Here is a 13498-nt window from a genome sequence, read left to right on the forward strand (position 1 = left end):
GTTCGCCTCGTTGGGACCAGGTGCACGGACGCGCGAGCCGGAAGTGGGCATTTCCCTGCTCGAGGTGGTCATCGCCATGGCCATCTTCTCCATCGGTGTGACCGCCGTACTCGGCATCTTCATCAACTCCTCCCGCGTGGCCGGCGACAACATCCGCCGCACGGCCGCTGCCAGCCTGGTGAACGAGAAGCTGGAGGCGGCCCGGGGACAGACCGCACAGCAGATCACCAACGGCCGGGAGGTCACCACCAGGCAGGTCGGCGACATCACCTACACGATCACCCAGAACGCCAGCTACCTGACCTCGAACGCGACCGGGAACGTCTGTCAGAGCAGCGGTTCCGCGCTGGCCTACAAGCTGGTCCGGGTGGCGGTCACCTGGCCGGACATGGGCACGGTGCAACCGGTCACGGGTGATGTGCTGCGGGCCGTCGGGATCGGGCCTACCGACGGTACGAAGGCGACCCTGGCAGTACTGATCACCGGCGCCACCGGGCTGCCGGTGTCCGGGGTCACGGCCACCCTGACCGGTACGACCCAGAGTCAGGTGACCGGGGACGACGGCTGCGTGGTCTTCGCAGGCCTCACGGACGGGTCGTACTCCGTGTCACTGAACCAGACCGGTTACGTCGGAACAGCGAACACGACAACGGCAAGAACCCAGACCCTGAGCGTGGCCACCGGTGTCGTCACCCGGGCCACCCTGCTCTACGACTCGGCGCGCACCCTGAATTTCGCCTTGTCAGCTCCGGTGAGCACCTATGTGGTGCCGACGGGGCTGCCCATCCGGATCGGGAACACCTACCTGAGCGAGACGACGGTCAGCGCCACCTGCTCGAGCTCGAGCGCCTCCGCTTGTCTGACCGGTGTCCCCGGGCAGATCCGGAACCTGTTCCCGGAAAGCTATGTCGTCAAGGCGGGCTCCTGTACCGGGACCGACGTCTCGCAGGCTCTGGTCGACATCCGCCGGGCCTCGGCCAACAACAGTTCGGTCACCCTGCCCATGGGGGCCGTGACGGTGAACGTGGAGAGGAACAACAAGAAGGCGGCCAATGACCGCGCAGTGACCTTCACGCTGGCCAGCGGCAGCAGTTGCGGCACGTCGGAGTCCTACTCGGTCAACACGGTGTCGGGCACCACCACGGTGTTGCTGCCCTACGGGAGCTGGCTGGTCAGCACTTCCTTCAACCTGCTCAATCTCGGTGTGGGTACCGCCTCACAGACCGTGACGCTCAACAGTTCCAGCCGGGTCGCGACAGTGACCCTGACGGTGGCGCAGTGAGTTACGGCGGCCGGCAACGGAACGCCTTCTTCTTGCGCAGTTCCCGGCGACGCAGGTCCGATGACGACGGTCTGACGCTGGTCGAGCTGATGGTGACCATGGGGGTCGCGTCCGTCCTCATGGTCGCGATCGGTGTGGTCTTCCTCGGCACCATCCGAGGAGTCACCACCATCAACGTGAAAACGGCGGCCACTGCGGACGCCCGGATCACGATGGAGGCGATGACGCGCTCGCTGCGGGTGGCAGTCCGCCCGGTCGGCGTGGACGCCGCCATCGTGTCGGCGACCATGAATCAGGTCAGCTTTTACTCGTTGCTCAATCGCACCGGTACGCCGGCAGCGACGGCGCCCAACCCGACCTTGGTGCGCTACTGGCACGACGGCAGTTGCGTCAATCAGTCGTCGACGCCGGCCACCACCGGGGCAGACGGGTCTCTGACCTGGAACCCGGCCGGCACACGGACCATCTGCCTGGCGCGCACGGTCACCGCACCCGTCTTCACCTACTACCTGACGTCGGCCACGACAACAGAGATGACCATCGGTTCCGGTCTGTCCCTCAACGACCGCAACCTCGTCCGTAGCGTCGGCATCAGCCTCAGCATGAAGAGCGCAGCCAGCCCGACGGTGTCGCCGGTGCCGCTGGTCGACCGGGTCACCCTGACCAATCTGATCGCCGACGACAGCAACAGCGCCGAATCCGGCTGAGAAGGGCGGAAAGAAGTGGGCAGGCAACATCCGGTGGGTCGGGGGGCCAGAGCCGAGCGGGTACGGGACCAGGGGTTCGCCCTGGTGGCGGTGATCGTGACCATCGCGGTGCTGAGTCTGTTCCTGCTCACCGCGCTGGCCTACACGCTGAACGGGATGGCTCCAGCCCGGCGTGGGCAGGATGCGAAGACGGCCGAGCAGGCCGCCCAGGCCGGGGTGGACGAGTACATCGCCCGGCTGAACGCTGACGACAACTACTGGAAACGCGGCAGCGTCGATCCCGACAACGCGGCGTTCACCAGTACCGGGCAACCGATTCAGGGGACGGGTGGGGCGGCCTCGACGGCGGCCCGGTACACGTACTCGGTGCTGAGCACGTCCGAGGAGACCACGGCCAAGGGCATCATCCGGATCCGGGTCACCGGATCCAGTGGCCGGTTCGCCAGCGCTGGGACGGTGACCCGCACTGTCACAGCGGAACTCAAACGGGCCGGCGTGCTGAACTACGTCTACCTGACCGACTACGAGGTGGTGGACCCGGACCTGACCGGTCAGTCGAGCAACTGTGGGCGGTACTACTACGCCACCAGTGACAGCCTGGCTCGCCCGCGCAGCGGATGCTCGGAGATTCAGTGGGGTGGCAATGACACGGTCAACGGGCCGCTGCACTCCAACGATGCGCTGCAGATCAATGGTCAGGTGAACTTCACGGAGACGAAGACCGAGACGTCCTGGCCCGCGACCCAGGGGGCGGCCAAGGGAACCAAGACCTGGTGGGGGACCCAGGCTGCTCCGTTGTCGCCCAACCCGCCGAGATGGGCCGCCACTGTCTCGCTTCCCGCCAGCAACAACGAACTGCTCAAGAGCGTTCAGCCTGACGTGGACGGGGACGGCGACGTCGGGCCGGGCTGCTACTACAAGGGGGCCACCCGTGTGGTCCTGCAGGGCACCACGATGAAGGTGCTCAGCCCTTCGACCACCGACTCGGACATTCCCTCACGGTGCTACGACGTCACTCGGCCGGGGGTCGAGCAGACCGTCACCGTTCCACCGGTGATCTACGTCGACTCCTCGACTGCGAGCTGCACGATCGGGACGGTCGGCTACCCGGCGGCCAACGAGCGCTACACCGTGGGCTCGACCACTGCCGCAGCCTGGAACAGCAGCACGAACTACGCCTGCACCCGGGGAACGGTGTTCGTCTCCGGAACGGCGGCCACCCAGGTCACGGTTGCAGCCTCTGACGACGTCGTGGTGGTGGGCGACCTGCAGCCTGACGCCAACGGCGGTACCAACGTGATCGGGCTGATCGCCGGCAACTGTGTCTGGGTCTACCACCCCTTGCGGGCCAACACGTCCAACAATCTTTACACGACCTCCCCGGTGAACACGATCCAGGCCGCCATTCTGGCCCTGCGCCACAGCTTCGTCGTGCAGAACTGGGCCAGCGGCAGTCCGTTGGGCACGCTCAACGTCTACGGTGCGATTGCCCAGAAGTTCCGCGGCCCGGTCGGCACGGGAAGCGGTGCGAACATTGCTAGCGGTTTCGTGAAGAACTATGTCTACGACACTCGTCTCAAATACACGCAGCCCCCGTACTTCCTGAACGCGGCCAACGCCCCGTTCCAGATCCTGCAGGTCACGGACGGCTGACCGACGCCGGGGCGGTGGGCGGAACGATACTGTCTGTGCGTGAACGAGAACGATCTGCTGCCTGTCCCACTGCTGGCCGCCGTGGTGGCCGGGTTCGGCCTGATCATCGGCTCGTTCCTGAACGTGGTGATCATCCGGGTGCCTGAGGGGCGCTCGGTGGTCACCCCGCGCAGCGCCTGCCCGACCTGCGGCCGGCCCATCAGCGGGTTCGACAACATCCCGGTGCTCTCGTGGCTGCTGCTGCGCGGACGTTCGCGTTGCTGCGGCGAGCGGATCAGCCTGCGTTACCCGGTGATCGAACTGCTGACCGCAGTCGCGTTCGCTGCGGTGGTGGTCTGGAAGGGCTGGTCGTGGGAGGTGCCGGGACTGCTCTACCTGGCGGCGATCGGGATCGCGCTGGCTGTCATCGACTACGACGTGCACCGGTTGCCGAACGCCATTGTCCTGCCGTCCTACCCGGTCGCGGCGGCCCTGCTGGTGCTGGCCGCTCTCGGTGAAGGCCGGCCCGGTGCTCTGGTCGGCGCCGTCGTCGGGTGTGTCGCCATGTACGTCTTCTATTTCGTCCTGATGTTCGTCTATCCGAGCGGAATGGGCTTCGGAGACGTGAAACTCGGCGGAGTGCTGGGCCTCTACCTGGGCTGGTACGGCTGGGAAGAGGCCGTCGTCGGCGGCTTCGCGGCGTTCGTGCTGGGGGCCGTGGTCGGCATCGGGGCGATCGTCTTCCGGGGCGCAACCCGGAAGAGCATGATCCCGTTCGGTCCCTTCATGCTGGTCGGCGCATGGACTGGGCTGATCTGGGGAGCCCGTCTGGTGGACTGGTACCTGGGGCTGTCCGGTCTGCGCTGATCGAGGCCCCGAGACCGGACCGCAGCGTTCGGGCGTCCCTTGTTTGGTTGACACCCGAAAGTGACAACGCCGGTTACCCGCCGCTGACACTCAAGACCTGTGCAAGCCCTCCCGATCACGCTTTTGGGCGATCGATGCAAGGGACGCGTCGGAACCACACGCTCCCCACGGGAAGGGACTGCAGGCATGGCACGACGAACGGCCATCGGACTGGACATCGGCACCTCCGTCGTCCGCGCCGTCGAGCTGTCGTTCGGTCGCGACGGCGTCACGCTGGACCGCTTCGGTCAGGTCGTCCTGCCCGACGGAGCGGTGCGTGACGGTGAGGTCGTCGACCCCGAGGCGGTCACCGCGGCGATCAAGGAGCTCTGGTCGGCGACCCGGTTCGGCGGCAAGAAGGTGGTTCTGGGCGTCGCCAACCAGCGCGTCATCGTGCGTCAGCTCGACCTGCCCTGGATGGAGCAGGGAGAACTGCGCAAGAGCCTGGGTTTCCACGTGGCCGACTTCCTGCCGATCTCGGTCGAGGAGTCGGTACTGGACTTCTACCCGCTCGAGGAGATCACCAACGACGAGGGCAACCGGCAGCTGCGCGGTCTGCTCGTCGCCGCCCAGCGGGACGCCGTGCTGCTCAACGTGCAGTGCGCCGAGAAGGCCGGGTTGCGGGTCGAGAGCGTGGATCTCACCTCGTTCGCGGTGTTGCGGGCGATGGGCCGGCAGACCGACCTGACCGTCGGGACCGAGGCCCTGATCGACGTCGGCGCCCGGGTCACCAACATCGTCGTGCACTCGGCCGGCGTGCCGCGCTTCGTCCGGATCCTGCTGATGGGCGGACAGGACGTGACCGACGCCGTGTCCGAGCAGCTCGGGGTGCCGCTGGACCGGGCCGAGGGGCTCAAGCAGAACTTCACCCGGATCGCCACCGGCGACCAGTTGGCGATGGTCTCGCGGACGGTCGCCACCACCGCCCAGGACTTCGTCGACGAGATCCGCGGTTCTCTCGACTACTACGCGGTCTCCTCGGTGGGGGCCCGGGTCGAGAGGATCGTCATCTCCGGTGGTGGTTCCCGGCTCGAAGGGCTGGCCGAGCGGCTGGCCGCCAGCACCCGGCTGCCGGTGGTGCTCGGTGACCCGCTCTGGCCGCTCAAGATCGGGCGCACCGGGCTGGACGCCGACCAGATCGAGTTCATCAAGCCGCTCGCGGCGGTGCCCGTCGGGCTCGCGCTGGGGGCGATCTGATGAGCGAGGAGTCCACCACCAAGGTGCAGCCGGAGGCCGACACCGGGCCGAAACCGGTCAGCTGGGCGCCGATTCCGAAGGTCAACCTGCTGCCGGTCGAGATCGTCGAGAACCGGGCGTTCCGACGTACTCAGTTGGTGCTTGCCGGTCTGGTCGTCGTGGTTGTGGGGGCGATCGGGGCGGGGACGGTGTGGGCGCAGAGCGGCGTGGACGACGCGCAGGCTGAGGCCGATACGGCGCAGGCCCGGGTGGCTGATCTTCAGCAGCAACAGACTGAGTACGCCGAAGTCCCCAAGATCTACGCGCAGGTCGAGGCGGCCACTGCCGCCCGCAAGCAGGTCTATGTGGGCGATGTGCCCTGGTCGCGGTACGTCAACCAGCTCGACCGGGCGCGACCGTCCGGCCTGGAGTTCAAGTCGGTCCAGATGACGTTGTCCGCTACCGGCGCGGCCGTCCCCGCGGTCGATCCGCTGACCCCGGCCGCGGTGGCCACCTTGGCCATCGATGGTGATGCCGACAACTACACACAGGTGGCGGACTGGATGACGGCCTTCGAAAAGGTCCGTGGCCTGCAGTCGGCCGAACTGAAGAGCGCAGCCGAGGCCGCCGCTTCCGGGGACACGACTACTACGTCTTCGGACCCCTCGATCGAGTTCGCCTCCACCGGTGTGGTGGGAGCGCAGTCCCTCTCCGGCCGGTACCAGAAGCCGGAGCAGGAGAAGAAGTAGCCGCCTCGTCCTCATCGACCTGGGCACCGGCGTCCGCCGCGAGCCCACTGAACGTCAGCGAAGGATCTTCCGTGACCTCCTTTCTAGCCGGCCGGACCGTGCGATGGTCGCTCGGCGCCATCGCGCTCTGCCTGGTGCTGCTGGTCGCCGCCTGGTTCCTGCTGATCACCCCGCGCCGGGACGATGCCGCGGCCCTGCGCGACCAGGCTGTCGCCTCACAGGACCAGGCCTCTCTCCTGGAGATCAAACTGGCCCAGCTGAAGAGTCAGGCGGCCGACCTGCCCGAGCAGAAGAAGAAGCTGAAGGAGATCGCCAAGGAGCTGCCGCCGGACGCTGACATCCCCGCCTACCTGCGCACTCTGGACACGATCAGCGGTGAGGCCGGGGTAGGGCTGACGACGGTCACGCCCGGCACCCCCGTACTGGTCACCTTGGCCACCGCTGCCGCCGACACCGGGGCGGCGACCACCGATGCAACTGGTCTCGGGGCACCAGGTGACCTGGTCTCCATCCCGATGAACCTGGAACTGGGCGGGGACTACTACCAGTTGTCCAGCTGGCTGAAGTCGTTGCAGAGCAAGGTGTCCCGGTCGTACATGATCACCGCGTTCACCTTGACCGCGAACGAGGAGGAGACCAGCTCGACCGCCGGCCTCGTGGGAGCCCAGATCGCCGATGGGGATCCCGCCGCGACGGCCACGACCTCCTCGTCCGCCAAGGGGCAGGAGGGCGTTGTCCCGACCGCTACGGCGACCGACCCCTCGGTGGTTGTCCCCACCACCGACGCCACCTCCACGGCTACAGCTACTGCGACCGATGGCACGGGCACCGGCACGACGGGTACAGGCAGCGAGACCTACCCCTGGACCCTCTCCCTCACCGGCACCGTCTTCGTCCTCCTCACCGAGGACTCCACCCTCGAGGACGTCAAGGCCGACGCCGCCGCGGCCCAGGCCTCGCTCAGCGGCACCTGGACCGAGGTCACCCCGTCGCCCACAGCCACAGCCAGCGCCACCGCGAGCGCCGGAGCAACCACCGCCCCGACCGCCACCGCGACCGACCCGAACGTCGGCACCAACTGATCGCCCAGCCCCAGGTCGTTTCCGGAGCCCACCCGCTGTCATGGCAGGATCACCCCCATGCTTCGTTGGCTCACTGCGGGCGAGTCCCACGGCCCCCTGCTGATCGGCGTCCTCGAGGGGCTGCCGGCCGGTGTCAAGATCACCACCGCCGAGATCCAGGCCGCTCTGGCCCGGCGCCGGCTCGGCCACGGCCGCGGCGCCCGGATGAAGTTCGAGCTGGACGAGGTCCGGGTCACCGGGGGCCTGCGGCACGGGGTCAGCCAGGGCGGGCCGTTCGCGGTGCAGATCGGCAACACCGAGTGGCCCAAGTGGGAAGCGGTCATGGCGGCCGACCCGCCGGCCGACGAGATCACCGACGACCCGAACGACAAGCCGCTCGACGGGCAGGGCCGCAGCGCCCCGCTGACCCGGCCCCGGCCCGGTCACGCCGACCTGGTCGGCATGCAGAAGTACGGCTTCGACGACGCCCGCCCGGTGCTGGAGCGGGCCTCGGCCCGGGAGACCGCCGCCCGCGTGGCCCTCGGTCAGGTGGCCGCCAGCTTCCTCGAGCAGGTGGCCGGCGTCCGCCTGGTCAGCCACACCGTCTCGATCGGCCCGGTCGGCACCCCGGACGATGCGGCGCTGCCCGGCCCCGACGACGTGGCGGCGCTCGACGCCGACCCGGTGCGCAGCTTCCACGCGCCCACCAGCGCGGCCATGGTCAGCGAGATCGACGAGTGCAAGAAGGCCGGTGACACCCTCGGCGGCGTCGTCGAGGTGCTGGCCTACGGCCTGCCGCCGGGCCTGGGCAGCCACGTGCACTGGGACCGCCGGCTCGACTCCCGGCTGGCCGGTGCGCTGATGGGCATCCAGGCGATCAAGGGCGTCGAGGTCGGCGACGGGTTCCGCACCGCGGCCCGGCGCGGCTCGGTGGCGCACGACGAGATCGAGCGCAGCGAGGACGGCCTGCTGCGCCGTCGCACCGACCGGGCCGGTGGCGTCGAGGGCGGGATGAGCACCGGTGACGTGCTGAAGGTGCGGGCCGCGATGAAGCCCATCTCCACCGTTCCGCGTGCCCTGGACACGGTCGACGTGGCCAGCGGCGAGAAGGCGGTGGCGATCCACCAGCGCTCGGACGTGTGCGCGGTGCCGGCCGCCGGGGTCGTCGCCGAGGCGATGGTCGCGCTGGTGCTGGCCGAGGCCGTGGTGGAGAAGTTCGGCGGCGACAGCGTGCCCGAGACCGCCCGCAACGTGCGCTCCTACCTGGACTCGATCCCCGAGCTGATGCGCTCGGACATCTCGTGAGCCGGCCCGCGGCCGTCCTGATCGGCCCGCCCGGGGCCGGTAAGACGACCATCGCGCACGCTCTGGCCGAGCGTCTGGGCCTGGCTGTGCGGGACACCGACCAGGACGTGGAGGCGGTGGCCGGCAAGACCATCGCCGACATCTTCGTGGAGGACGGCGAGCCGCACTTCCGCGAACTGGAGCACGCGGCGGTGGCCAAGGCCCTGGCCGAGCACGAGGGCGTCCTGGCCCTGGGCGGGGGGGCCGTGCTCGACCCGCGTACCCAGGAGGCGCTGCGCGAGCACACCGTGGTCTTCCTCGACGTCCGCATCACCGATGCGGCGCGTCGCGTGGGCCTCAACACCAATCGTCCGTTGTTGTTGGGCAACCCCCGGGCGCAGTGGACGATCATGATGGACCACCGCAGGCCGATCTACACCGAGATCGCCACGCACCGGGTCGCCACCGACGGGCTGAGCCCCGAAGAGGTGACCGAGGCCGTGCTGGAGGCCCTGGGTGAGGCGGCGAGGGAGCAGGTATGAGCACCACGATCACGGTCGGCACCGACGACCGGTACGAAGTCACCATCGGCTCCGGGGTGCTCGCGCAACTGCCCGCCGCACTGGGTGAGAAGGTCTCCCGGGTCGCCGTCGTCCACCCGCGCACCCTGCGGGCGCTGGGCCGGACGGTCAATCAGCAGCTCGCCGATCTCGGCCTGCGCCCGCTGCTGATCGAGGTGCCCGACGGCGAGGGCGCGAAGACGGCGGAGACCCTGACCATGTGCTGGGCGCTGCTCGGCCAGGCCGGTTTCACCCGCTCCGACGCGGTGGTGGGCCTGGGCGGGGGAGCGGTCACCGACCTGGCGGGCTTCGTCGCTGCCAGCTGGCTGCGCGGGGTAGGCGTGGTTCAGGTACCTACGACGCTGCTGGGCATGGTCGACGCGGCTGTCGGGGGTAAGACCGGAATCAACACGGCCGAGGGCAAGAACCTGGTCGGCGCCTTCCACCCGCCCCGCGCGGTGATCTGCGACCTGGACGCGTTGCGCACGCTGCCGCACGCCGACCTGGTGGCCGGTCTGGCCGAGGTGGTCAAGTGTGGCTTCATCGCCGACCCGGCCATCCTCGACCTGGTCGCCGCCGATCCGGCCGCGGCCACCACCTGGAACTCGGACGCGTTGCGCGAGCTGGTCGAGCGGGCCATCGCGGTGAAGGCCCGGGTCGTGACCAACGACCTGAAGGAGTCGGGGGAGCGCGAGTTCCTCAACTACGGGCACACTTTCGCGCACGGCGTGGAGCAGGTCGAGCAGTACACCTGGCGCCACGGCGAGGCGGTCGCGGTGGGGATGATGTACGTGGCGCGCCTGGGTGAACTGGCCGGCCGTACCCCGCCCGAACTCGTCGCCCGTCACACCGAGGCACTCACCAGTCTCGGTCTGCCCCGTACCTACCGCGGTGATCGCTGGCCGGCGTTGATCTCGGCCATGGGCCGCGACAAGAAGAACCGCGGCGACCTGATGCGCTTCATCGTGCTCGACGACCTGGCCAAGCCGGGCCGTCTGGAAGGGCCGGACCAGACCATGCTCGAAGAGGCCTACCGTCTGATCAGCGAATAAGAACCAGAGGACGCCGGTGGGCGCCTTCGCGGACCTCGGTCCGCCGGCTTCGCCCGGGAGGGCTACCTGCTGGCCCTGCGCGCCGTCGCTGCACCAAGCTGATTGCCGCAGCGGCTAGACTTCACCGAAACCCAGACCATTCGCGCGCCTCCCGCGCGTCCGCAGGCAGACGAGAGAGATCCACACGTGGCTTCGACCAACGAACTCAAGAACGGCATGGTGCTCAACCTCGACAAGCAGCTTTGGTCGGTTGTCGAGTTCCAGCACGTCAAGCCCGGCAAGGGCCCGGCCTTCGTGCGCACCAAGCTGAAGCACGTGCTCTCCGGCAAGGTCGTGGACAAGACCTTCAACGCGGGCACCAAGGTCGAGACCGCCAATGTCGACAAGCGCGACATGCAGTACCTGTACAAGGACGGCGAGGACTTCGTCTTCATGGACAGCGAGACCTACGACCAGTTGCACGTGAGTGCCACCACCGTGGGCGACGCCGCCAACTTCATGCTGGAGAGCACCGAGGCGATCGTGGCCACCCACGACGGCACGCCGCTCTACGTCGAGCTGCCCACCTCCGTGGTCCTGGAGATCACCTACACCGAGCCGGGCCTGCAGGGCGACCGCTCCACCGGTGGCACCAAGCCGGCCACCCTGGAGACCGGTTACGAGATCCAGGTTCCGCTGTTCATCGAGAACAACACCAAGGTCAAGGTGGACACCCGCTCGGGCGACTACCTCGGCCGCGTGAACTGATCGCGTGGGAGCCCGCAGCAAGGCCCGGAAGCGGGCCCTGGACATCCTGTTCGAGGCCGACGTGCGCGGGGTCGACCCGCTGACGCTGCTGGCCGAGCGCCGGGACGCCGAGAAGGACCCGAACCGGGTGCTCCCGGCCTACGCGGTCGAGCTGGTGGAGGGCGTCCGGGCGCAGACCGGGCGGATCGACGAGCTGCTCTCGACCTACTCGCACGGCTGGACGGTCGAGCGCATGCCCGCGGTCGACCGGGCCGTGCTGCGCCTGGGCACCTGGGAGCTGCTGTTCAACAACGACGTGCCGGACGCGGTGGCGATCGACGAGGCGGTGGAGCTGGCGCGCACGCTCTCCACCGACGACTCGCCGAACTTCGTCAACGGCCTGCTCGCCCGCCTCATGGAGGTCAAGGCCTCCTTGTAGGTCTGTCCGTAATCAGCCTGTACGGAAGGTGACGGGCGGTTACGCTGTCCAGGTGGTCCCGCAGCACGCCTGCCTCACGGCCGGGTACGTAGAGACGCCGGATTCCTCGCCGGACCGCCCGTGCTGCCGACAGTGGCAACAGCGACGCCAACTGGTGTCGGCGTGCGGGCGGGGCGAAGGAGTCGCGGTGAATTCGTGCGAGCCCCCGCCGGCGGGCGGTCCGCCCGCCCGGCTGACCGCTCTGCTGGCCGCCTCCGAGGAGGCCCTCGAGGCGGGCCGCTGCGAGCAGGGCATCGCCCTGTCCCGGGAGGCGGTCGTCCTGTCCGGCGCCCTCGGCGACCGTCGGCGTGAGGCGAAGGCCCTGGTCCTTCTGGCCCGCCAGTTCAGCGAGGCCGGTGAGAACGAGGCCTGCAGCCGCGCCTGCGACCAGGCCGCGCAGGTCCTGCGCGAGCTCGACGACCAGATCGGTCTGGGCGAGATCCTGGTCGTGCAGGCCCTGGCCCTGAACGAGCTGGGGCTGTCCGAGGAGGCCCTGGACGGTCTGGCCGTGGCCCGGGAGGTCGCGGCCCGGCTCAACGACCGTCCTCTGCTGTTCTGGGTCCTGAACCGGATCGCCGTGGTCCACTGCGGTCGGCAGGACCACCGGCGGGCCCGGGAGTTCCAGATGCGCGCCCTGGAACTGGCCGCCGGCCTCGACATCCACGCCCGGTTCTGCATCATCAACAACATCGCCGACAACTCGATCGGGCTGTTCCGCCAGTTGCGCGACGAGGGGCTCGACGCGCAGGCCGCGACGATCGTGGCCGAGGGGCTGGACTACGCCGGCCGGGCGGTCGAGCTGGCCGAGGACCCGAGCCACGGCACCCCCTACCGGCAGGCCCTGGCCCAGGACAACCACGGGATGCTGCTGGCGCTGTCCGGGCAGACCGAGGCCGGGCTGGCCGCGATCGGCCGGGCCCGCCGGATCTCCGTCCAGCACGGCTTCCAGGCCATGGAGGTCGCCACGGTGTACCACGCCGCGTGTGCGCTGCTGGCCCGCGGCGACGCCGAGGCGGCGACCGGGGAGCTGACCGTCGCGCTGGAGCGGGCCGACGCGCTCGGCGAGCTCACCATCCGCCTGCAGATCGTGCTGGAACTGTCCCGCGCGCTGGAGGCGGCCGGCCGGTTCGAGGACGCGCTGCAGCGCTACAAGGAGTTCGTGGCGACGGAACGCCAGATGCGCTCGGCCGTCTCGGCGACCCGGGCGCGCCGGCTCGAGCAGCTGGTCGAGGTGGACCACGCCCGGCTGGACGCGGCCGACGCCCGCACCGAGTCGCAGCTGTACCGGGCCCGCAGCCGGGAGCTCGAGGCGGAGATCCTGGCGCTCGAGAAGATGGCCGCCGACCTGGACCGGCGGGCGAACGTGGACGCGCTGACCCGGCTGTCGAACCGGCACCACATCGAGGCCGAGCTGCCCCGGATGCTCGAGGCCGCGGTGGCCGGCGACCTGCCGCTGAGCCTGGCGGTGCTCGACATCGACCACTTCAAGCACGTCAACGACACCTGGGGGCACGCAGCCGGCGACGAGGTGCTGGTCGTGGTGGCGGAGCTGCTGCAGCGTTCCTGCCGGGTGGGCGACCTGGTCGGCCGGCTCGGCGGTGAGGAGTTCCTGGTCGCGTTGCCGGGGCTGAACCGCGCGGCCGCCCTGGACGTGTGCCGCCGGGTGCGACTGAGTGTGCAGGACCACGACTGGTCCTCGATCCGGCCGGGACTGCGCGTGACCATCAGTGCCGGCGTCACCCTGCGCACGAAGGGTGACCAGATGCGTGACCTGGTCGAACGGGCCGACGCGCAGCTCTACCGGGCCAAGCGCGGCGGCCGCAACCGGGTCGAGTGCGACCAGGGGGCCCGAGGCTGACCGAGCCCCTCCGAAGGGCTCTCAGAA

13 protein-coding genes are annotated in these 13498 nt (G+C 69.2%); all 13 read left to right on the forward strand.

The window, feature by feature from the left end; all coding sequences use genetic code 11:
- Positions 1-43 precede the first annotated feature (43 nt).
- The 13 genes from LWF15_RS31120 to LWF15_RS37950 all read left to right on the forward strand — a co-directional run bounded on the left by LWF15_RS31120 (position 44) and on the right by LWF15_RS37950 (position 13471).
- The gene (locus LWF15_RS31120; RefSeq protein ID WP_232814551.1) at positions 44-1282 is read left to right on the forward strand and encodes a type IV pilus modification PilV family protein; all 1239 of its coding nucleotides are present in this window, start codon (positions 44-46) and stop codon (positions 1280-1282) included.
- A complete protein-coding gene (locus LWF15_RS31125; protein WP_232814552.1) occupies positions 1279-1989 on the forward strand; it encodes a PulJ/GspJ family protein in 711 nt (236 codons plus the stop codon). The genes LWF15_RS31120 and LWF15_RS31125 overlap by 4 nt, the downstream gene beginning before the upstream one ends.
- A gap of 33 nt (positions 1990-2022) precedes the next feature.
- Complete coding sequence (locus LWF15_RS31130; protein WP_232814553.1) at positions 2023-3642, forward strand: type IV pilus modification PilV family protein; 1620 nt, start codon at positions 2023-2025, stop codon at positions 3640-3642.
- A gap of 39 nt (positions 3643-3681) precedes the next feature.
- The gene (locus LWF15_RS31135; RefSeq protein WP_232814554.1) at positions 3682-4488 is read left to right on the forward strand and encodes a prepilin peptidase; all 807 of its coding nucleotides are present in this window, start codon (positions 3682-3684) and stop codon (positions 4486-4488) included.
- A gap of 186 nt (positions 4489-4674) precedes the next feature.
- A complete protein-coding gene (pilM, locus tag LWF15_RS31140; protein WP_232814555.1) occupies positions 4675-5724 on the forward strand; it encodes a type IV pilus assembly protein PilM in 1050 nt (349 codons plus the stop codon).
- The gene (locus LWF15_RS31145; RefSeq protein ID WP_232814556.1) at positions 5724-6452 is read left to right on the forward strand and encodes a hypothetical protein; all 729 of its coding nucleotides are present in this window, start codon (positions 5724-5726) and stop codon (positions 6450-6452) included. Before pilM ends, LWF15_RS31145 begins: the two co-directional genes overlap by 1 nt.
- Before the next feature lie 71 nt (positions 6453-6523).
- The gene (locus LWF15_RS31150) at positions 6524-7534 is read left to right on the forward strand and encodes a hypothetical protein (RefSeq protein WP_232814557.1); all 1011 of its coding nucleotides are present in this window, start codon (positions 6524-6526) and stop codon (positions 7532-7534) included.
- A 57-nt stretch (positions 7535-7591) separates the two neighbouring features.
- Positions 7592-8818, forward strand: coding sequence for a chorismate synthase (gene aroC / locus LWF15_RS31155; RefSeq protein WP_232814558.1), 1227 nt, complete (start codon positions 7592-7594; stop codon positions 8816-8818).
- Positions 8815-9339 carry a shikimate kinase gene (locus LWF15_RS31160; protein ID WP_232814559.1) on the forward strand — a complete coding sequence of 175 codons (525 nt, stop codon included), beginning with the start codon at positions 8815-8817 and terminating at the stop codon, positions 9337-9339. The genes aroC and LWF15_RS31160 overlap by 4 nt, the downstream gene beginning before the upstream one ends.
- A complete protein-coding gene (gene aroB / locus LWF15_RS31165; RefSeq protein WP_232814560.1) occupies positions 9336-10409 on the forward strand; it encodes a 3-dehydroquinate synthase in 1074 nt (357 codons plus the stop codon). Before LWF15_RS31160 ends, aroB begins: the two co-directional genes overlap by 4 nt.
- A gap of 186 nt (positions 10410-10595) precedes the next feature.
- Positions 10596-11156: an elongation factor P gene (efp, locus tag LWF15_RS31170; protein ID WP_232814561.1), complete on the forward strand. Its 561-nt coding sequence runs from the start codon at positions 10596-10598 to the stop codon at positions 11154-11156.
- A 4-nt stretch (positions 11157-11160) separates the two neighbouring features.
- Complete coding sequence (gene nusB, locus LWF15_RS31175; protein WP_232814562.1) at positions 11161-11574, forward strand: transcription antitermination factor NusB; 414 nt, start codon at positions 11161-11163, stop codon at positions 11572-11574.
- A 187-nt stretch (positions 11575-11761) separates the two neighbouring features.
- Positions 11762-13471 carry a GGDEF domain-containing protein gene (locus LWF15_RS37950; RefSeq protein ID WP_232814563.1) on the forward strand — a complete coding sequence of 570 codons (1710 nt, stop codon included), beginning with the start codon at positions 11762-11764 and terminating at the stop codon, positions 13469-13471.
- Positions 13472-13498: the final 27 nt, after the last annotated feature.

Origin of the sequence: Kineosporia rhizophila, assembly GCF_021277265.1 — a bacterium.
GTDB lineage: Bacteria > Actinomycetota > Actinomycetes > Actinomycetales > Kineosporiaceae > Kineosporia > Kineosporia rhizophila.